Source organism: Pseudomonas mandelii, assembly GCF_006438925.1.
Taxonomy (GTDB): Bacteria; Pseudomonadota; Gammaproteobacteria; order Pseudomonadales; family Pseudomonadaceae; genus Aquipseudomonas; species Aquipseudomonas mandelii_C.
In genome coordinates this window covers 42,779-61,426 of the sequence record NZ_RCZA01000001.1, presented here as the reverse complement: position 1 = coordinate 61,426, position 18,648 = coordinate 42,779, and the positions used below count along the sequence as shown (strand labels likewise).

Below are 18,648 nucleotides of genomic sequence, written 5' to 3'. Positions count from 1 at the left end.
CCGTAGAGGACGTTTGCGCACATGTACAAACTGACTGTTGAAAACCTGCATAAAAGCTACGGCAACCACGAAGTGCTCAAGGGTGTCTCGCTGAACGCTAAAACCGGCGATGTGATCAGCCTGATCGGCGCTAGTGGTTCGGGCAAGAGCACCTTCCTGCGTTGCATCAATTTCCTGGAAACGCCCAATGACGGCGCAATGACCCTGGATAACCAGCCGATTCGCATGGTCCATGACCGCCACGGTATGCGCGTGGCCGACGCCGATGAGCTGCAACGCCTGCGCACGCGCCTGGCGATGGTGTTCCAGCATTTCAACCTGTGGAGCCACATGACCGTGCTCGACAACATCACCATGGCCCCGCGCCGGGTGCTGGGTGTCAGCAAGAAGGATGCCGAGGCGCGCGCCCGACGCTATCTCGACAAGGTGGGGTTGCCGTCGCGCGTTGCCGATCAATACCCGGCGTTCCTCTCCGGTGGTCAGCAGCAACGCGTCGCCATCGCCCGGGCCCTGACGATGGAACCGGAGATCATGCTGTTCGACGAGCCGACCTCGGCCCTGGACCCGGAGCTGGTGGGCGAAGTGCTCAAGGTGATTCAGGGGCTGGCCGAAGAAGGCCGCACCATGATCATGGTCACTCACGAAATGAGCTTTGCGCGCAAAGTGTCGAACCAAGTGCTGTTCCTGCACCAGGGACGGGTGGAAGAGCAGGGTGTGCCCGAAGCAGTGCTGGGCAACCCGCAAAGCGGACGTCTGCAGCAGTTTCTCAGTGGCAACCTGAAGTAAGCCGCCATAATCCATGCACCTTTGAGCGACTAGTAGGTCGATCAAAGGTGCATGGATACTGGGCGTCCAGAAAACAGGATGGGGAGGGCGGACACTTTCCGTATTCATACAGAAAAAGCGGCTTCGAAAATCCAGGCCTCGAACACGAAAAAGCCGCGCATTGCGCGGCTTTCTTGTTTGGTGGGCCCAGTAGGACTCGAACCTACGACCAAGGGATTATGAGTCCCCTGCTCTAACCAACTGAGCTATAGGCCCTCAGTAGGCCGCGGATTATAGCGACGGTTTCTCCGCTGTGCTATCCGAAAAGTCTGAAATGGCTATACGAAGAAACGTCGCGGCAAATTCTTCCGGTGGCAAGGGCAGGCTGACGATATAGCCCTGGATCTGTTCACAGCCTTCGGCGGCGAGGAATTGCTGCTGCGCGAGGGTTTCGACGCCCTCGGCGATGATGGTGAATTGCATGCTGCGGCCCAGGGCGATGATGGCGCGAACGATGGCTGCGTCGTGGGGATCATCCGGCAGGCCGCGGACGAAAGACTGGTCGATCTTGAGAATGTCCAGTGGCAGACGTTTGAGGTAACTCAGGGATGAGTAACCGGTGCCGAAGTCGTCGATCGCCAGTTGCACACCCAGGTGTTTGAGTTGATGCAGCACTGCCAGCGCCTCTTCAGCCTGGCTCATGATGAAGTTTTCAGTAATTTCCAGTTGCAGGAAACCGGGTTTGAGGCGGTTGTCCTTGAGCAATTGTTCGATCCGACCTAGCAGGTTCGGCTGGCGCAATTGAGCGCCCGCGAGGTTGACCGATAGCGGGCCGACGGGTTCGTAAAGCTGATTCCACTCGAACATCTGCCGGCAGGCGGTTTCGAGAACCCAATCGCCGATTTGCAGGATCATGCCGTTTTCTTCGGCCAGGGGAATGAAGTGCTCCGGTGGAACATCGCCGAAGGTCGGGTGGCGCCAGCGAATGAGCGCTTCTGCGCCGACCAGGCGATGGTCGACCAGGCTGATCTTCGGTTGATAATGGAGGTGCAGTTCGTTGCGCTCGATAGCGCGTCGCAGTTCATGTTCCAGTGCCACTCGCTCGCTGGCTTGAGCGGTGAGGTCGCGGGTGTAGCTTTCGACCCGGTTGCGACCCTTGGCCTTGGAGCGGTACATCGCCGCATCGGCGTTCTTGACCAGCGTGGCGACGTCGCAGCCATCCTTGGGATACAGGCTGGTGCCGATACTGGCGCTGATAAAAAACTCATGCTCGCCAGCCTGGAACGGTGCGCTGAAGCAATTGAGCAATTTGGTCGCGATGTTGTCGGCATCACTGGATTGCTGCAGCCCGGGCAGCAAGATGATGAATTCGTCGCCGCCCAGGCGCGCCACGGTGTCGATGTCGCGCAACTGCTCCTTGAGGCGCACGGCAATGCCCTTGAGCAGCAGGTCACCGACCGGGTGACCCAGGCTGTCGTTGATGTGTTTGAAACGGTCCAGGTCCAGGAACAGTACCGCGCCCTGGCCGCCGTTTTCCTGTTGGTTGTTCAGCGCAGTCAGCAATCGGCTCTCGAACAGCGTGCGGTTCGGCAGCCCGGTCAGCGGGTCGTGGTGAGCCTGGTAGTCGAGCTTGGCCTGGGCGTGTTTGAGGCTGGAAATGTCCGCGAACACCGCGACAAAGTGGGTGATGAACCTGTCCCGGTTGCGCACCGCACTGATGGTCAGCCAGCTCGGGTAAAGCTCTCCATTTTTGCGCCGGTTGGAAATTTCGCCCTGCCAATGACCTTCGGCGGTCAGCTGATGCCACATGGCGGCATAAAACGCGCTGTCGTGCAGGCCCGAGGCGAGCAGGCGAGGGGTGTGGCCCAACGCTTCGCTCTCGCTGTAGCCGGTGATTTCGGTAAACGCACGGTTGACCGCGCTGATGTGCTGTTGGGTGTCGGTGATCAATACACCTTCGGCGGTGCTCTCGAATACCGTCGCGGCCTGTTGCAGTTTCTCCTGCATCAGGTGTCGCTCGGTGATGTCCCGGGCGATGGTCAGCATGCAATCTTCATCGCCGATCGGCAGCGGACGGCTGGACACCTCGCAAAGGCGGATCTGCCCGTCGCTGCGGCGTATATGGCAACTGAAGTCGCGGACGAATCCGTCCCGGTGCAGCAGATCGAGCATCTGTTTGCGTTCGTTGAGATTGACCCAGATTCCCAGCTCGAGGGCGGAGCGATCCACGGACATCGCGCTGTTGAAACCGGTAATGCGGCTGAAACCCTCATTGACCTCAATCAGTAAGCCGTCGCTCTGCCGGGACAATAGCAAGCCATCGGGAGAGGCATGGAAGGCCTTGGCGAATTTCTCTTCGGAGGTTTGCAGCTGTTTCTGGGTTTCCTTGAGCTGGCTGATGTCCCGCACGACCACTACCAGCGCAGGGGTTGTATCGAGGTCGAACGGTTCAGCGGAGATCAGGCCGGTAAACACTTGGCCATTGTTGCGGCGAAAGGGCATCTCCAGGTTACGGATGCTGCCGGCCTGCAACCGTTGCAACAAGCCTGGCCCGACGCCGGGTATGCCCCAGATGTTCAGGTCGGTGGCCGTCTGGCCGATGACGTCTTCGGCCTTGAGACCGATCTGTTCTTCGAACGCTTCGTTGACCTCCAGCAGGCAGCCGTCGGAGAGTCGCGCGATGACTAGTATGTCCGGGCATTGCTGGAACACCGAGGCGAACTTCTGTTCCGACAGACGCAACGCCTCTTCGGTGCGCTTGGCTTCGCTGATGTCGATCATCAGCCCGCGCAACACCGGTTCATGGCCGTGCTCAATCAGGCTGACAATATCGCGCACCCAAATGCAGCGGCCATCGGCGGTGATGACCCGGTAATCGAGACTGTAGTCGCGCCCGGCCAGTACTTCGTGATCGCAAAAGGTCTGGGCGCGGGTCAGGTCGGCCGGGTGAATGATGTTGCGCCAGAAGCCCGGAATCAGCCAATGAGACAGGGGGTAACCGAGCAGATCCTCGGCATGGGGCGATACGTAGCTGTAGGTGAAATCGCTGATCCGCGCTTCCCAGGCGATGGCCGAAAGGCTCTCCACCAGTCCGCGGTAATGGTATTCACTGCTGCGCAGTTCTTGTTCCAGGTCGACCCGGCGAGCGATTTCTGAGCTCAGTCGGCGATTGATCCGGATAACGACCACCAGCACGATGATCAGCAGGAGCAATCCCGGTAGACCGTAAACCAGCAGATCGGACCAGAAGGTTCGATGATCGAGGACGTTGCCGACCCAGTGCTCCTGGATGGCGCTTATTTCGTCCGGGGTCATGTCTGCCAGGACTTTATCCAGAATGCCGACCAGTATTTTGTTGTCCCGGGGCACGCCCATCGCCAATTGATAGCGATAGGGGGTTTCGCCGCTGACGTAGAGCCCGTCGAGCTTGAGCTGACGCAGGCTCCAGACGCTGGAGGCGAGATCGCCGACCACCGCATCCACTTCATCAGTTGCCAGCGCCTGCAGTGCTGAGCTGACGTTGGGCATCGCCACCAGATTGAGATCGGGATGGTGGGTGCGCAACAGTTCGTGGGGGGCGTAGTTTTCCACCACGGCGACTTTCAACCCGTACAGGTCTTCGAGTTTACGTGGCTGGGGGCCTCCGACATGGGCAAGGATGACAATCGGAAAGTCCAGGTAGGGGCGAGTGAACGACAGATAACTCTGGCGCTCCGGGGTCGACATGATGCCAGGCAACAGGTCGAGCTTGGCTTGTTTGGCCTGTTCCAGGACAACGGTCCAGCTGACGGGCTCGATGGGCGTGAGCTTGATGGCCAGGCGTTGACGGATCAGGTCGATATAGTCTGCTGCAAGGCCCTGATAGCGGCCCTGATCGTCGCGAAACTCGAAGGGTGGCCATGACGCATCGACACCCAGGCGCAAGTCCGGGTGGGCCGTAAGCCAGCTACGTTCTTCGTCGGTCAGAGTCAGCGCGCCAGCCGTTGCGGTCCAGGTCAACAGCGACAGCAAAAAAAGCACAGTCGGCAGTCTGGGCATAACGGTCTCGTTATGGCTCGGGGAATGTTTCGAGTGTAGACGGGCAATTCGGAGGGAGGGAGGAGCGGGGGATTTAATCTGTATAAAAGCAAAACCCCCGGCCTGGGCCGGGGGTTTTGTTGTTACTCGTCGAGGAAGGAGCGCAAATGCTCGCTTCTCGTCGGGTGGCGCAGCTTGCGCAGCGCCTTGGCTTCGATCTGACGAATCCGTTCACGGGTCACGTCGAACTGCTTACCAACCTCCTCGAGGGTGTGGTCGGTATTCATGTCGATACCGAAGCGCATGCGTAGAACCTTGGCTTCACGGGCAGTGAGGCCGGACAGAACTTCGCGAGTCGCTTCTTTAAGGCTCTCAACAGTGGCGACATCGATCGGCGACTGCATGGTCGAGTCTTCGATGAAGTCACCCAAATGGGAGTCTTCGTCATCACCGATCGGGGTTTCCATGGAGATCGGCTCTTTAGCGATCTTCAATACCTTGCGGATCTTGTCCTCAGGCATTTCCATGCGTTCGCCCAGCTCTTCCGGGGTCGGTTCGCGACCCATTTCCTGCAACATCTGACGGGAAATGCGGTTGAGCTTGTTGATCGTCTCGATCATGTGCACCGGAATACGGATGGTGCGGGCCTGGTCGGCGATCGAGCGAGTGATCGCCTGACGGATCCACCAGGTGGCATAAGTCGAGAACTTGTAGCCGCGGCGGTATTCGAACTTGTCTACCGCTTTCATCAAACCGATGTTGCCTTCCTGGATCAGATCGAGGAATTGCAGACCACGGTTGGTGTACTTCTTGGCGATGGAGATCACCAGACGCAAGTTCGCTTCTACCATCTCTTTCTTCGCGCGGCGGGCCTTGGCCTCACCGATCGACATGCGACGGTTGATGTCCTTGATCTCGGCGATCGTCAAACCGGTTTCGGTTTGCAGCGCGGTCAGCTTCTGCTGGCAACGAATGATGTCCGGTTGCAGGCGACCAATGGCTTCAGCGTATTTGCTTTTGCCTTTGGCCAGTGCGTCGGTCCAGCTTTCGTCGACTTCATTGCCCGGGAACTGGCGCAGGAAGTCGGCACGCGGCATACGAGCATCGCGAACGCAAAGTTGCATGATCGCGCGCTCTTGCTGACGCAGACGATCCAGGGCACTGCGAACACGCTCGACCAGGCCTTCGAATTGCTTCGGAACCAGTTTGATCGGCATGAACAGCTCAGCCAGAAGCACCAGCTCGGCAATTGCCAGCTTGTTGCCACGACCGTGCTTTTTCAGCGCCTTGCGGGTGATTTCCATCTGATCGGAGACAGCGCCAAAGCGCTGAGCTGCGATGACCGGATCCGGACCGCTTTCGGCTTCTTCTTCGTCGTCGGTGCTGGCTTCAGCGTCGTCGTCGTCGGTGTCGTCGTCCGCTTTCACGGCTTTCGGGTCGACAGGCGGCGGCACTTCTGCAGCAGGCGGCGCAATGCCGTCGTCCGGGTCGATATAACCGCTCAGGACGTCGGACAGGCGGCCACCTTCGGTGGTGACGCGAGTGTATTCGGACAGAATATGGTCAACCGTGCCAGGGAAGTGCGCAATTGCGCCCATCACTTCGCGGATGCCCTCTTCAATACGTTTGGCGATTTCGATTTCGCCTTCACGTGTGAGGAGCTCTACCGTACCCATTTCACGCATGTACATGCGCACTGGGTCGGTGGTGCGACCAATGTCGGTCTCGACCGCTGCCAACGCTGCTGCTGCCTCTTCGGCCGCGGCTTCGTCGGTATCGGCGTCGGCCAGCATAAGGGAATCCTTATCTGGCGCAACCTCGAATACGTTGATCCCCATGTCATTGATCATGCGGATGATGTCTTCCACCTGTTCCGGATCTGAAATATCCTCCGGCAGGTGGTCGTTGACCTCCGCGTAAGTCAGGTAACCCTGCTCACGACCAAGTGTGATCAACTCTTTGATACGAGACTGCTGTTGCGCTTTTCCGGACATAACACCCTATCCACTGAAGGTCTTGGCGGGCAAAAAACAAGCCGAGGATTATACCTGAGCTATGACCTCACGCGCCAGTTGAGGTCGGGCTTGTTGCGGAAACATTGCGACTTAATAGGTCGCGCAGTTGATTTTTCTCTTCGGCACTCAGTTCGCTTTGACGTGCTTTCCTGAGAAGTTGTTCCAGGTTTCGCTCGCGTTGGCGGGCTGACAAGCTAGTAATGGTGTCGAAAAACTGTTGTTCAAGGTTATCTCCGTCAATCAGCCATTCCTTTTCCGCCAGCGCCTTGAGCAAACGTCCTTGCTCCGTACCGTGCCAGCGTGCAATCAACTGAAATGAGTTTAGCTTGGGATTCTTCTGTACGGCTTCGAGAAGGGCCACCAGTAATTGCGTGTTGGTGTGATCCTCGGCAGCAAAGTGCCCGGCATCCTCGACTTTCTCGGCCAATTGTGGGTGATGCAATAGCGTGCGCAAGGCGGCCAGGGTCGGCGGCTCTACAGCGGCCGGCACCCGTGGCGCGCGGGGTTGATCGTGATCACCACCGCGTTTGCCGTTTTTGTCCCACGGTTTTTTGTCCCATTTTTTGCCGCCTGCGCCGGGTTTCTTCGGCGTCCATTCCTGCTGCGGCACATACATCTCTTGTGCCTGCGGCTGATGGTAGTCGCTGTAATCCGGCATGGCGTCGTAATCGATGCCCGGGTCGTACGCCGGCGGTGCTTCCTGAGGTGCGCTTTGTACCAGCTGGCTCACGGCTTCACCGCTAAGCCCGGTAATTTCAGTCAGGCGCTGACGCATCAGGATGCGCAGGTTCGCCCCCGGGACTTTGTCGATCAGCGGCGCGGCGAGGGTGGCCATGTGGGCCTTGCCTTCGAGCGAGCGCGGGTCCGATTCCTCGGTCAGCTGTTGAAAAAAATAATCCGCTAATGGTTGGGCGTGCTGGTTGATCCGTGCGCGGAAGGCATCAGTGCCTTCGGAGCGGACCAGCGTGTCCGGGTCTTCGCCTTCGGGGAGGAACAGAAAGCGTGCGCGCCGCCCGTCCTGCAGGCTCGGCAGCGCTGCCTCCAATGCCCGCCAGGCGGCATTTCGACCTGCCTGGTCGCCGTCGAAACAGAACAGCACGTTGGGCACGACGCGAAACAGGCGCTTCAAGTGCTCTTCGCTGGTGGCGGTGCCCAGGGTCGCGACAGCATTGCGCAGGCCTTGCTGGGCGAGGGCGATAACATCCATGTAGCCTTCGACGACGATGATTTCGTCGAGGTTGCGGTTGTTCTTGCGTGCTTCATAGAGGCCGTAGAGTTCCTGGCCCTTATGGAATACCGGGGTTTCCGGTGAGTTCAGGTATTTCGGCTTGTCGTCGCCCAATACCCGGCCGCCGAAGGCGATGATTCGTCCGCGGCTGTCGCGGATCGGGAACATCACGCGATCGCGGAAGCGGTCATAGCGTTTGCCGGTTTCGGCGTTCTCGATCAGCAGGCCGGCATCGATCATGGCTTTCTGTTGCAGGGTGTCGCTGCTCAAGTGCTTGAACAGATTGTCCCAGCCGGGCGGGGCAAAGCCGAGGCCGAAGTCTCGGGCGATTTCGCCGGTCAGTCCGCGACCTTTCAAGTAATCCACGGCTGCTTTTCGCGATGGATGGCTTTTCAGTGCCTGACGGTAAAAGTCGGCGGCGGCGGTGAGTAGCGGGTAGAGCGGCGAATCGGTCGGCTGCCGCGGTTTGTGCGGCCGTCCGCTTTCTTCGCGGGGGATTTCCATGCCGGCGGCTTTGGCCAGTTCTTCGACAGCCTGGACGAAATCCAGATTGTCGTGGTCCATCATGAAGCCGAGGGCGTTGCCACCAGCGCCGCAGCCAAAGCAATAATAGAACTGCTTGTCGGGGCTGACGCTGAAGGAGGGGGTTTTCTCTTTGTGGAACGGGCAGCAAGCGGTGTAATTCTTGCCGGCCTTTTTCATTTGCAGGCGCGAGCTGACCACATCGACGATGTCGGTGCGGTTCAGAAGGTCGTCAATGAAGCTCTGGGGAATTAGCCCGGCCATGGCGTTCTCGTCATCTGCGCTGCAATTGATCCGAAACGAAGAGCGGCTGAGCGCGGGTCGTTGTTTGAGGCGCGCAAAATGTGCGGCTCGACCAGTGTCGTCTGCGTAATCGCTGTCGGGAAGTGTATCTGCCGAAAATCCACTGACGTTAGTACCAATCAGTATTCGACTATTTGAAAGTGTTGCGCTGAATCCGGCTGCGGCCTGTCGATGGCCTCGGATAGCTCATAAGCTGGCACGCAAGAAGGTGCCTTGGGCTGATCGTCGTGAGAGGAATCAGTGGGTGTGCTCGTCAGTAGCCTTGGAAGGCTCGTCAGAAAAGACGTGCACCGCTGGCAAAAGAGCCAGGTCTGACGCTGTGAAGCAGGTTTGTCTCGGTCGCGTGTGCGGCTTTGACGGTGAAGCATCAAGCGTTGTCCGCAAATGCCATTAGCCCGGCTGAGGGCCGGGCTTGGCAGAAGCTTGCTACGAACGTCTGTGTATTAGTACAGACGAACGGCGCGGCGCTGTTCGCGCTGAACTTTCTTGGCGTGACGCTTAACAGCGGCTGCTGCTTTGCGCTTACGCTCAGAAGTAGGCTTCTCGTAGAATTCGCGGCTACGAACTTCAGCCAGTACACCGGCTTTTTCGCAGGAGCGCTTGAAACGACGCAGAGCTACGTCGAAGGGTTCGTTCTCTTTTACTTTGACGGCTGGCATCCAGAGCTACCTTCATTCATTACCGGGGTCAACATCCTCGTGGCAAAAGAGCACTTGAAGACGTCGGTTTTTAAGGGTTGCGGATGTTAACCCCTCATCGCTCGGAATGCAAAGCCTCTGATCGAAAACCGCTGGTCGGGGCATCACGTGGCGACTATTATGCGCGCCTTCGAATTCAGCCTAAACAAGGCGCAAACCCATGCTAGTACTGGGATTAGAAACCTCCTGCGACGAAACCGGTGTCGCATTATATGACAGTGAACGCGGCCTGCTGGCCGACGCGCTGTTCAGCCAGATCGACCTGCACCGCGCCTATGGCGGGGTCGTGCCGGAGCTGGCCTCGCGTGACCACGTCAAACGCATGCTGCCCTTGATTCGTCAGGTGTTGGCCGAAGCTGACTGTGTGCCGACCGAGATCGACGCCATCGCTTATACCGCGGGTCCTGGCCTGGTCGGTGCCTTGCTGGTGGGCGCCTCTTGCGCTCAGGCGCTGGCCTTCGCCTGGGGTATTCCGGCGCTGGGTGTGCACCACATGGAAGGTCACCTGCTGGCGCCGATGCTGGAGTCGCAACCACCGGAATTCCCGTTCGTCGCTTTGTTGGTGTCTGGCGGTCATACGCAGCTGGTTCAGGTCGACGGGATCGGTCAATACACGCTCTTGGGCGAGACCCTCGACGATGCCGCCGGTGAAGCTTTTGACAAGACCGCGAAGATGATGGGCCTCAATTATCCGGGTGGCCCGGAAATCGCTCGACTGGCGGAGCAAGGGGTTGCAGGACGTTTCACTTTCCCGCGCCCGATGTGCGACCGTCCAGGACTGGCTTTCAGTTTCAGTGGCTTGAAAACCTTTGCCCTGAACACCTGGCAGCAGAGCGTCAGCGCCGGGGACGACAGCGAGCAAGCCCGTTGCGACATCTCGCTGGCGTTCCAGCAGGCCGTGGTGGAGACTTTGACCATCAAGTGCAAGCGGGCCCTGAAACAGGCTGGTATGAGGCGTCTGGTGATCGCTGGCGGCGTCAGCGCCAACAAGGCACTGCGTACTTCGCTGGAGAAGATGCTCGGCGACATGAAGGGCGATGTTTTTTATGCTCGTCCGGAGTTCTGCACCGACAACGGCGCGATGATTGCCTTTGCCGGTTGCCAGCGTTTGCAGGCCGGTCAGCATGAAAGCCTGGCGATCAGCGTGCAGGCGCGTTGGCCGATGGAGCAATTGTCGGCGCTGTGATGAGCGGCGCTCATGCCCGGTAATTAAAAATGCCGTTCGCGCCCGGCAAACAGGTCGCGTAGATTGCCCCGATGACGCCAGACGATCAGCCCCGTGAGTGCGCTCATGGGCAGCAGTGCCGCCGGTTCTTGCCAGGCCAGCAGCGGCAGGGTCAGCGGTGTGGCGATCAAGGCCGCCAGTGAGCTGGTGCGAGTCAGGTAGAACGTCAGCAGCCAGGCGCAGACCGCCAGCAGTGCGGCGGGCGGGTAGAGGCCCAGCAACATGCCGGCAGCGGTGGCGACACCCTTGCCACCGCGAAAGCGAAAGTACAGCGGGAACAGGTGACCGAGCACGGCACAGACGCCGATCCAGGCCTGTTCTTGAAGCGAAAGGTCCGCAACGCCGGCAATCAGGACGGGTAGCAGGCCTTTGAAGAGGTCCCCGATCAAGGTCAGGACGGCGAGTTTTTTGCCGGCCAGGCGCAACATGTTGGTGGCGCCGGCATTGCCCGAGCCACTCATTCGCGGATCGGGCTTACCGGTCAGGCGGCTGAGCAAAATGGCGAAGGACAGAGAGCCGAGCAGGTAGGCGAGGGTCGCCAGTAACCAAAACATGCTAACTATTCCGGGCGAGGACGCCCTGATTCTAACGGCGCATTGCGCCCTTGTCGTGCAGCGGAGAAAAGTGCTTGGACAGAGTGTTTATCGAGGGCCTGGAAGTCGACACCGTGATTGGTGCCTACGACTGGGAGCGAGGCATCCGACAGTGCTTGCGTCTTGATCTGAGCTTCGCCTGGGATAATCGCCCGGCCGCCGCCGGTGATGACCTGACGCTGGCGCTCGATTACGCCAGTGTGTCGTCGCGTATCCAGGCTTTTGCCGAGCAGACGCAGTTCCAGTTGGTCGAGACCTTCGCCGAACGTCTGGCTGAAGTGCTGATGAGCGAGTTCAAGATCACCTGGATGCGCCTCAAGCTGACCAAACCAGGCGCCATCCCGGCTGCCACGGGTGGTGTGGGCGTGGAGATCGAGCGCGGATGTCGCTGACTCAGGTGTTTCTCGGGCTCGGTAGCAATATCGAGCGCGAATCCCATTTGCAGGCTGGCCTGGAAGCCTTGGCAGGTTTTCTGGTGGATATACGCTGCTCGGCGGTGTTCGAAAGTCAGTCGGTGGGGATCAAGAGCGGGCCATTCTTCAATTTTGTGGTGTCGGCTTTTACCGATTTGCCGCTGATGGAGCTGGATCGCCGGCTGAAATTCATCGAGGCGGACAACGGCCGTTATGCGCCGGATCGCAAGGGTTTGCCGCTGGATATCGACGTGCTGCTGTTCGGCGATCTGGTGGGCAACTTCGATGGCTTGATCCTGCCGCGGGCAGAAATTCTGAAAAATGCTTTCGTGCTGTGGCCGTTGTCGCTGATTGCGCCGGACAGAGTGCATCCGGGTGTAGGCAAGAGCTTTGCGACGTTGTGGCGTGAGGCGCAGATTGATCAGGTGTTGGCGCCCGTGGCGTTTGAGTGGCGCGGTGAGCAGCTGACCCCTTCAGCATTGTTGTGATGCGGATGACGCCTTCGCGAGCAGGCTCGCTCCCACAGGGATGTGCGCTGTCCCGTGTGGGAGCGGGCTTGCTCGCGAAGCTTTTCAGGCAGACGCCGCCTCTTTGTAGGCCTTCAGCGCCTTAAGCCGCTCTCGCTTGATCGCCTCACCCAGCTCCGGCCCTTTGAATCCCTTCTCCAGCAACGGCTGAACCGCTACGGTCCGAGCAGCATTCGCCGCCCCCCGCAAATAATCAGCCTGTGGATAACTTCGCTGCTCCAGCCCTTTACGTCCGCGCGCATCCATCTCGCACGCCGCGATAAATTCCTCGAACCGCTGCGGCCGACGGTAAACGTCAAAACTCTGCAGCAACTCCAGCAACGTCGACGGCTTCAGCTCCAGAGCGCGATGGCCGTGGGTGTGATATTCGCCCACCAGCAGAGCCAGCTCCTGACAGTCTTTCGGCGCCTTGAAGCGTTCGTTGACCGCTTTGATCAGTTTCAAGCCCTTGTGCTCATGAGCTATGTGTCGGGGCCACTCTTCCTTGGGCGTCAGTCCCTTGCCGAGGTCGTGCAGCAGACAGGCCCAGCGCACGGTGAGTGGTTGTTTGTGCCGCGCCGCTTGCTCCAGCACGCTCAAGGTGTGCGCGCCCGTGTCGATTTCCGGGTGGTGGGCTTCCGGTTGCGGTACGCCGAACAGGGCATCGACTTCCGGCATCAATACCTTGAGAGCGCCACACTCGCGCAGCACTTCGATAAACACCTGTGGCTGATCTTCCATCAGGGCGCGGGAAATTTCTTTCCAACTGCGTTCGGCGGTCAAGGCCTCCAGTTCGCCTGATTCGCTGAGTTGGCGCATCAGTTCCAGTGTCTCCGACGCCACGGTGAAGTCGAGCCCGGCATAACGCGCTGCGAAGCGGGCAACACGCAGAACCCTGAGCGGATCTTCGGCGAACGCGGGGGAAACGTGACGAAGCAGGCGCGCCTCGAGATCGCGCTGGCCGTGGTAAGGATCGGTCAGGTTCTGCTGATCGTCTTCGGCCATGGCATTGATGGTCAGGTCACGGCGAATCAGGTCTTCTTCGAGGGTGACTTCTGGGCTGGCGTGAAAGGTAAAACCGCCGTAACCGCGTCCGCTTTTACGCTCGGTCCGGGCGAGGGCGTATTCCTCACCACTTTTGGGGTGAAGAAAAACCGGGAAATCCGCACCCACCGGCCGAAAGCCTTTGGCGAGCATTTCTTCAGTGGTGGCGCCAACCACAACCCAGTCGATGTCGGTGACAGGCTTGCCCAGCAGGCGATCGCGTACCGCACCGCCGACTTTATAAATCTGCATAAAAAACCTCCGTTAGCCCGACAGAATAACCTTTGCGTCGAACCTCCGGAGGCAGAAACAGGATCAAAGATGGATGACAGCCAGGTCCAGCCGGCCGTAATCCCCTTCGCTGTGTTCACCTCTGGGCGGAACATGATGGGTTTTCATCACCTGGTCCCCTTGCAGGGTTTCCAGATGAATATCGAAGCCCCAGAGGCGGTGCAGGTGTTTGAGCACTTCCTCGGTGGACTCGCCCAGCGGTTTGCGGTCGTGTTGCTGGTGACGCAAGGTCAGCGAGCGGTCACCACGCCGGTCGATGCTGTAAATCTGCACGTTGGGTTCACGATTGCCCAGGTTGTACTGCGCCGCCAAGGTTTCACGGATGATGCGGTAACCCCCTTCGTCGTGAATCGCCGGTACCAGCAAGTCATCTTTCTGGTCGTCATCAAGAATGCTGAACAGCTTCAGGTCACGGATCACCTGGGGTGAAAGGTACTGCAGGATGAAGCTTTCATCCTTGAAGCTGCTCATGGCGAATTTGATGCTCGACAGCCAGTCGGTCCCAGCAATCTCTGGGAACCAGCGGTAGTCCTCTTCGGTCGGGTGTTCACACATGCGGCGAATGTCCCGGTACATGGCAAAACCCAGGGTGTAGGGGTTGATGCCGTTGTAGTAGGGGCTATCGAAGCCGGGTTGATAGACCACGCTGGTGTGGGACGTCAAAAACTCCATCATGAAGCCGTCGGTCACCAGGCCTTCGTCATACAGGTCGTTCATCAGGGTGTAATGCCAGAACGTGGCCCATCCCTCGTTCATCACCTGAGTCTGACGTTGCGGGTAGAAATACTGAGCGATCTTGCGCACGATCCGCACGATTTCCCGCTGCCATGGCTCCAGCAGCGGTGCGTGTTTTTCGATGAAGTAGAGGATATTTTCCTGAGGTTCGGCGGGGAAGCGCGCGTTGTCCTTGTCGCTGTACTTGTCCGCACCTTTTGGAATGGTCCGCCACAGATCGTTGATCTGTTTCTGCAAATGCTCTTCCCGATCCTTTTGCCGGCGACGTTCTTCTTCGGCGGAAATCGGATAGGGGCGTTTGTATCGATCGACCCCATAGTTCATCAGGGCGTGGCAGGAATCCAGCAGGTCCTCGACCGCGTCGATACCGTGGCGCTCTTCGCACTGCATGATGTATTGCTTGGCGAAGACCAGGTAATCGATGATCGAACTGGCGTCAGTCCAGGTGCGGAACAGGTAGTTGCCTTTGAAAAAGCTGTTATGCCCGTAGCAGGCATGGGCGACGACCAACGCCTGCATGCAGATGGTGTTTTCTTCCATCAAATAGGCGATGCAAGGGTCCGAGTTGATCACGATCTCGTACGCCAGCCCCATCTGGCCGCGAGAGTAGGATTTCTCGGTGCTGAGGAAGTGTTTGCCGTAGGACCAGTGGTGATAACCCAGCGGCATACCGACGGAGGCGTAGGCGTCCATCATCTGCTCGGCGGTGATCACTTCGATCTGGTTAGGGTAAGTATCGAGCGCATAGCGAGCCGCCAGACGACTGATTTCTTTGTCGTAGGCCTGAATCAGCTCGAACGTCCATTCGGAGCCGGTGGAAATGGGTTGGCGCTTCTGCTCTTTGGCGGTCATGTCACTAACCTGCGCTGGAAGAGTTCACGGAAGACCGGATAGATATCCCCGGCCGAGACCAGTTGTTGCTGGGCAAACGTGTCAGAGAAGGCTTCGGCGATGCGTTCGTACTCGAACCACAAGGCCTGATGTTCGCGCGGGGTGATCTCAACGTAAGTGTAGTACTGCACGAACGGCATGATCTGGTTGATCAGTATGTCGCGGCAGATCGGCGAGTCGTCGTTCCAGTTGTCGCCGTCGGAGGCCTGGGCGGCATAGATATTCCACTCATTGCTCGGATAGCGTTCGGCCATGATCTCCTGCATCAGTTTCAAGGCGCTGGAAACGATGGTGCCGCCGGTTTCGCGAGAATAGAAAAACTCCTCTTCGTCCACTTCCCGGGCACTGGTGTGGTGGCGGATGAACACGACGTCGATCTTGTCGTAGTTACGCTTGAGAAACAGGTACAGCAGGATAAAGAAACGCTTGGCGATGTCCTTGGTCGCTTGGGTCATGGAGCCGGACACGTCCATCAGGCAGAACATCACCGCCTTGGAGCTGGGGTTGGGTTGCTTGATGAGCAGGTTGTACTTGAGGTCGAAGGTATCGAGGAACGGTACGCGATGAATGCGCGCACTGAGTTTTTCGATTTCTGCTTCGACTTCCTGAATATCGCCGAAGTTGTCTGGCTCATCCCGCTTGAGTCGCAGCAGTTCTTCTTTGGCTTCGCGTAATTTTGCCCGGCTGCTGCCAGACAGGGCGATTCGCCGTGCATGGGCCGAGCGCAAGGTGCGGATGATGTTGATCCGCGACGGATTGCCCTCGTTACTGATCCCGGCACGAACGGTCTTGAAGGTGTCAGTGCCGGTCAGGTTGCGCTTGACCAGGTTCGGCAGCTCAAGGTCCTCGAACATGAATTCGAGGAATTCCTCCTGGGTGATCTGGAAGACGAATTCGTCCATCCCTTCGCCCGAGTTGCCGGCCTTGCCGGGTCCTCTGCCACCGCCACCTCCGGGCGGGCGGGCAATGTGCTCGCCGCTGGTGAATTCCTTGTTGCCCGGGTGCACGACGGTCTGCTTGCCACCGCGACCGTGGTGAAGCACCGGCTCGTCAATGTCGCGACCGGGGATACTGATCTGTTCGCCGTGCTCCATATCGGTAATGGAGCGCCGGCTGACCGCCTCTTCGACAGCCTTTTTGATGTGATCACGGTAACGCCGCAGAAACCGCTGACGGTTCACCGTGCTCTTGTTCTTGCCATTGAGACGTCGGTCGATCACATAGCTCATGACTGCTCCTTAGAAGCTGTCCTGAAAGGGGCGAGCGGTTATGCAGCATCGACGGTGCCAAGGGATGTTCACGCTCCCCCAAGCGCTTTTGGACGCTGACTGACCTCGCTACCGACTTTCGAACACCTTCCAGAGGTCTGTGTAACAGAAAATGCGTACACAGACCTCTGGCTGACGACAACCGGTCTGACCGGCAGCGGGTTATTGTGATTTTCTGACCCGCAGGTACCACTCGGACAGCAGTCGTACCTGTTTGTCGGTGTAGCCCCGCTCGACCATCCGTGTGACGAAGTCGTTGTGCTTCTGCTGGTCCTCTTTGCTGGCCTTGGCGTTGAAGCTGATGACTGGCAGGAGGTCCTCGGTGTTGGAGAACATTTTTTTCTCGATGACCACCCGCAGTTTTTCGTAGCTGAGCCAGGTCGGGTTCTTGCCGTTGTTGTTGGCCCGGGCGCGCAGCACGAAGTTGACGATTTCGTTGCGGAAATCTTTCGGATTGCTGATGCCGGCCGGTTTTTCGATTTTCTCCAGTTCTTCGTTCAGCGCTACGCGGTTGAGGATCTCGCCGGTTTCCGGGTCGCGGTATTCCTGGTCCTGGATCCAGAAGTCGGCGTACAGCACGTAGCGATCGAAGATGTTCTGGCCATACTCGCTATAAGACTCGAGGTAGGCGGTCTGGATTTCCTTGCCGATGAACTCGATATAACGCGGTGCCAGGTACTCCTTGAGGAAGCGCAGATAGCGTTCGCGGGTTTCCGCCTGGAATTGTTCCTGTTCGATCTGTTGTTCCAGCACGTAAAGCAAGTGCACCGGGTTGGCAGCGATTTCGTGCGGATCAAAGTTGAACACTTTCGACAGGATCTTGAACGCGAAGCGGGTCGACAAGCCGTTCATGCCTTCGTCGACACCCGCGTTGTCGCGGTATTCCTGGATCGACTTGGCCTTCGGATCGGTATCCTTGAGATTTTCACCGTCATACACGCGCATTTTGGAGTAGATGTTGGAGTTTTCCGGCTCTTTCAGTCGCGAGAGTACGGTGAACTGGGCAAGCATCTTCAGGGTGTCTGGCGCGCAGTGAGCCTTGGCCAGGGAGCTGTTGAACAAGAGCTTGTCGTAGATCTTCACTTCGTCGCTGACCCGCAGGCAGTACGGCACTTTGACGATGTAGATCCGGTCGATGAAGGCTTCGTTGTTCTTGTTGTTGCGGAAGGTGTGCCATTCCGATTCGTTGGAGTGGGCCAGCAGGATCCCGGTAAACGGAATGGCCCCCAGACCTTCGGTACTGTTGTAGTTGCCTTCCTGAGTGGCGGTCAGCAGTGGGTGCAGCACCTTGATCGGTGCCTTGAACATTTCGACGAATTCCATCAGGCCCTGGTTGGCCCGGCACAGTGCGCCCGAATAGCTGTAGGCGTCGGCATCGTTCTGCGGGAATTCTTCGAGTTTGCGGATATCGACCTTGCCCACCAGCGCCGAGATATCCTGGTTGTTTTCATCTCCCGGCTCGGTTTTGGCCACGGCGATCTGGTTGAGGATCGACGGATACAGCTTCACAACGCGGAACTGGCTGATGTCGCCGCCAAATTCGGCGAGGCGTTTGGTAGCCCATGGCGACATGATGGTGTTTAGGTAGCGCCGTGGAATGCCGAAATCTTCCTCGAGGATCGCGCCATCTTCGGTGGCGTTGAACAGACCCAGAGGTGATTCGAATACCGGCGAGCCCTTGATCGCGTAGAAGGGCACTTTTTCGATCAGCTGTTTCAGCTTCTCGGCCAGGGACGATTTACCGCCACCCACAGGGCCGAGCAGATAGAGAATCTGTTTCTTCTCTTCCAGGCCCTGAGCGGCATGGCGGAAATACGACACGATCTGGTCAATGCATTCTTCCATCCCGTGGAAGTCTTCAAAGGCCGGATAGCGGCGGATTACCTTGTTGGAAAAGATTCGCGACAGCCTTGAGTTGGCCGAGGTGTCGAGAAGCTCCGGCTCACCGATGGCCAGCAACAGACGCTCGGCGGCTGAGGCGTAGGCGCTGCGGTCGCTTTTGCACAGCTCAAGATACTCTTGCAGCGAGAGTTCTTCCTGGCGTGTGGACTCGAAGCGTTGTTGGAAGTGGCTAAAGATACTCATGACGTCACCTCGCTCGATACGTGGAGCCGACGCCGGATCATTCAGTCGA

The 18,648-nt window shown here is 58.4% G+C and carries 13 protein-coding genes and 1 tRNA gene; 4 read left to right on the top strand and 10 right to left on the bottom strand.

All coding sequences use genetic code 11. The features are described 5' to 3' along the window. Positions 1 to 21 precede the first annotated feature (21 nt). Positions 22 to 786, top strand: coding sequence for an ABC transporter ATP-binding protein (locus EAH74_RS00280; protein WP_140674648.1), 765 nt, complete (start codon positions 22 to 24; stop codon positions 784 to 786). 178 nt (positions 787 to 964) lie between these two features. Here EAH74_RS00280 and EAH74_RS00275 read toward each other — a convergent pair. From EAH74_RS00275 to rpsU, 5 genes are all read right to left on the bottom strand, one after another. Next, positions 965 to 1,041 (bottom strand) — tRNA-Ile (locus EAH74_RS00275). 15 nt (positions 1,042 to 1,056) lie between these two features. Continuing rightward, positions 1,057 to 4,803: an EAL domain-containing protein gene (locus tag EAH74_RS00270; RefSeq protein ID WP_140674645.1), complete on the bottom strand. Its 3,747-nt coding sequence runs from the start codon at positions 4,801 to 4,803 to the stop codon at positions 1,057 to 1,059. A gap of 122 nt (positions 4,804 to 4,925) precedes the next feature. After that, positions 4,926 to 6,776 (bottom strand): RNA polymerase sigma factor RpoD, encoded by a 1,851-nt coding sequence (gene rpoD, locus EAH74_RS00265; RefSeq protein ID WP_008147190.1) that lies wholly within the window; start codon positions 6,774 to 6,776, stop codon positions 4,926 to 4,928. A 67-nt stretch (positions 6,777 to 6,843) separates the two neighbouring features. Then, positions 6,844 to 8,811 carry a DNA primase gene (dnaG, locus tag EAH74_RS00255; protein WP_056741298.1) on the bottom strand — a complete coding sequence of 656 codons (1,968 nt, stop codon included), beginning with the start codon at positions 8,809 to 8,811 and terminating at the stop codon, positions 6,844 to 6,846. Positions 8,812 to 9,293: 482 nt separating this feature from the next. Beyond that, positions 9,294 to 9,509 carry a 30S ribosomal protein S21 gene (gene rpsU / locus EAH74_RS00250; protein ID WP_002551877.1) on the bottom strand — a complete coding sequence of 72 codons (216 nt, stop codon included), beginning with the start codon at positions 9,507 to 9,509 and terminating at the stop codon, positions 9,294 to 9,296. 199 nt (positions 9,510 to 9,708) lie between these two features. On the opposite strand from rpsU, the gene tsaD reads away from it, so the two are divergent. Next, a complete protein-coding gene (gene tsaD / locus EAH74_RS00245; RefSeq protein ID WP_008147192.1) occupies positions 9,709 to 10,734 on the top strand; it encodes a tRNA (adenosine(37)-N6)-threonylcarbamoyltransferase complex transferase subunit TsaD in 1,026 nt (341 codons plus the stop codon). Positions 10,735 to 10,757: 23 nt separating this feature from the next. Here the strand turns inward: tsaD and plsY are convergent, their stop codons facing one another. Next, the gene (gene plsY, locus EAH74_RS00240; RefSeq protein WP_140674642.1) at positions 10,758 to 11,327 is read right to left on the bottom strand and encodes a glycerol-3-phosphate 1-O-acyltransferase PlsY; all 570 of its coding nucleotides are present in this window, start codon (positions 11,325 to 11,327) and stop codon (positions 10,758 to 10,760) included. Positions 11,328 to 11,401: 74 nt separating this feature from the next. On the opposite strand from plsY, the gene folB reads away from it, so the two are divergent. Together folB and folK are read left to right on the top strand one after the other, a co-directional pair. After that, positions 11,402 to 11,758: a dihydroneopterin aldolase gene (gene folB / locus EAH74_RS00235; protein ID WP_140674639.1), complete on the top strand. Its 357-nt coding sequence runs from the start codon at positions 11,402 to 11,404 to the stop codon at positions 11,756 to 11,758. After that, positions 11,749 to 12,267, top strand: a complete 519-nt coding sequence (folK, locus tag EAH74_RS00230; protein WP_140674636.1) for a 2-amino-4-hydroxy-6-hydroxymethyldihydropteridine diphosphokinase — start codon at positions 11,749 to 11,751, stop codon at positions 12,265 to 12,267. Before folB ends, folK begins: the two co-directional genes overlap by 10 nt. 84 nt (positions 12,268 to 12,351) lie before the next feature. Here folK and EAH74_RS00225 read toward each other — a convergent pair whose 3' ends face one another. The 4 genes from EAH74_RS00225 to EAH74_RS00210 all read right to left on the bottom strand — a co-directional run bounded on the left by EAH74_RS00225 (position 12,352) and on the right by EAH74_RS00210 (position 18,599). After that, entirely contained in the window at positions 12,352 to 13,581 is a 1,230-nt protein-coding gene (locus tag EAH74_RS00225) for a multifunctional CCA addition/repair protein (RefSeq protein WP_140674633.1), read from the bottom strand. A gap of 63 nt (positions 13,582 to 13,644) precedes the next feature. Further along, on the bottom strand, positions 13,645 to 15,207 hold the full coding sequence (locus tag EAH74_RS00220; RefSeq protein WP_046045370.1) for a SpoVR family protein: 1,563 nt from the start codon (positions 15,205 to 15,207) through the stop codon (positions 13,645 to 13,647). Further along, entirely contained in the window at positions 15,204 to 16,475 is a 1,272-nt protein-coding gene (locus tag EAH74_RS00215; protein WP_033056219.1) for a YeaH/YhbH family protein, read from the bottom strand. Before EAH74_RS00215 ends, EAH74_RS00220 begins: the two co-directional genes overlap by 4 nt. Positions 16,476 to 16,676: 201 nt before the next feature. Beyond that, positions 16,677 to 18,599 (bottom strand): PrkA family serine protein kinase, encoded by a 1,923-nt coding sequence (locus EAH74_RS00210; protein WP_033056218.1) that lies wholly within the window; start codon positions 18,597 to 18,599, stop codon positions 16,677 to 16,679. Positions 18,600 to 18,648 lie beyond the last annotated feature (49 nt).

Coding starts and splice junctions, on each gene's coding strand:
- EAH74_RS00225 (WP_140674633.1), bottom strand. CDS start 13,581: ATGCAGATTTATAAAGTCGGCGGTGCGGTACGCGATCGCCTGCTGGGC.
- EAH74_RS00280 (WP_140674648.1), top strand. CDS start 22: ATGTACAAACTGACTGTTGAAAACCTGCATAAAAGCTACGGCAACCAC.
- dnaG (WP_056741298.1), bottom strand. CDS start 8,811: ATGGCCGGGCTAATTCCCCAGAGCTTCATTGACGACCTTCTGAACCGC.
- EAH74_RS00270 (WP_140674645.1), bottom strand. CDS start 4,803: ATGCCCAGACTGCCGACTGTGCTTTTTTTGCTGTCGCTGTTGACCTGG.
- folK (WP_140674636.1), top strand. CDS start 11,749: ATGTCGCTGACTCAGGTGTTTCTCGGGCTCGGTAGCAATATCGAGCGC.
- EAH74_RS00210 (WP_033056218.1), bottom strand. CDS start 18,599: ATGAGTATCTTTAGCCACTTCCAACAACGCTTCGAGTCCACACGCCAG.
- rpsU (WP_002551877.1), bottom strand. CDS start 9,509: ATGCCAGCCGTCAAAGTAAAAGAGAACGAACCCTTCGACGTAGCTCTG.
- plsY (WP_140674642.1), bottom strand. CDS start 11,327: ATGTTTTGGTTACTGGCGACCCTCGCCTACCTGCTCGGCTCTCTGTCC.
- EAH74_RS00215 (WP_033056219.1), bottom strand. CDS start 16,475: ATGAGCTATGTGATCGACCGACGTCTCAATGGCAAGAACAAGAGCACG.
- rpoD (WP_008147190.1), bottom strand. CDS start 6,776: ATGTCCGGAAAAGCGCAACAGCAGTCTCGTATCAAAGAGTTGATCACA.
- tsaD (WP_008147192.1), top strand. CDS start 9,709: ATGCTAGTACTGGGATTAGAAACCTCCTGCGACGAAACCGGTGTCGCA.
- EAH74_RS00220 (WP_046045370.1), bottom strand. CDS start 15,207: ATGACCGCCAAAGAGCAGAAGCGCCAACCCATTTCCACCGGCTCCGAA.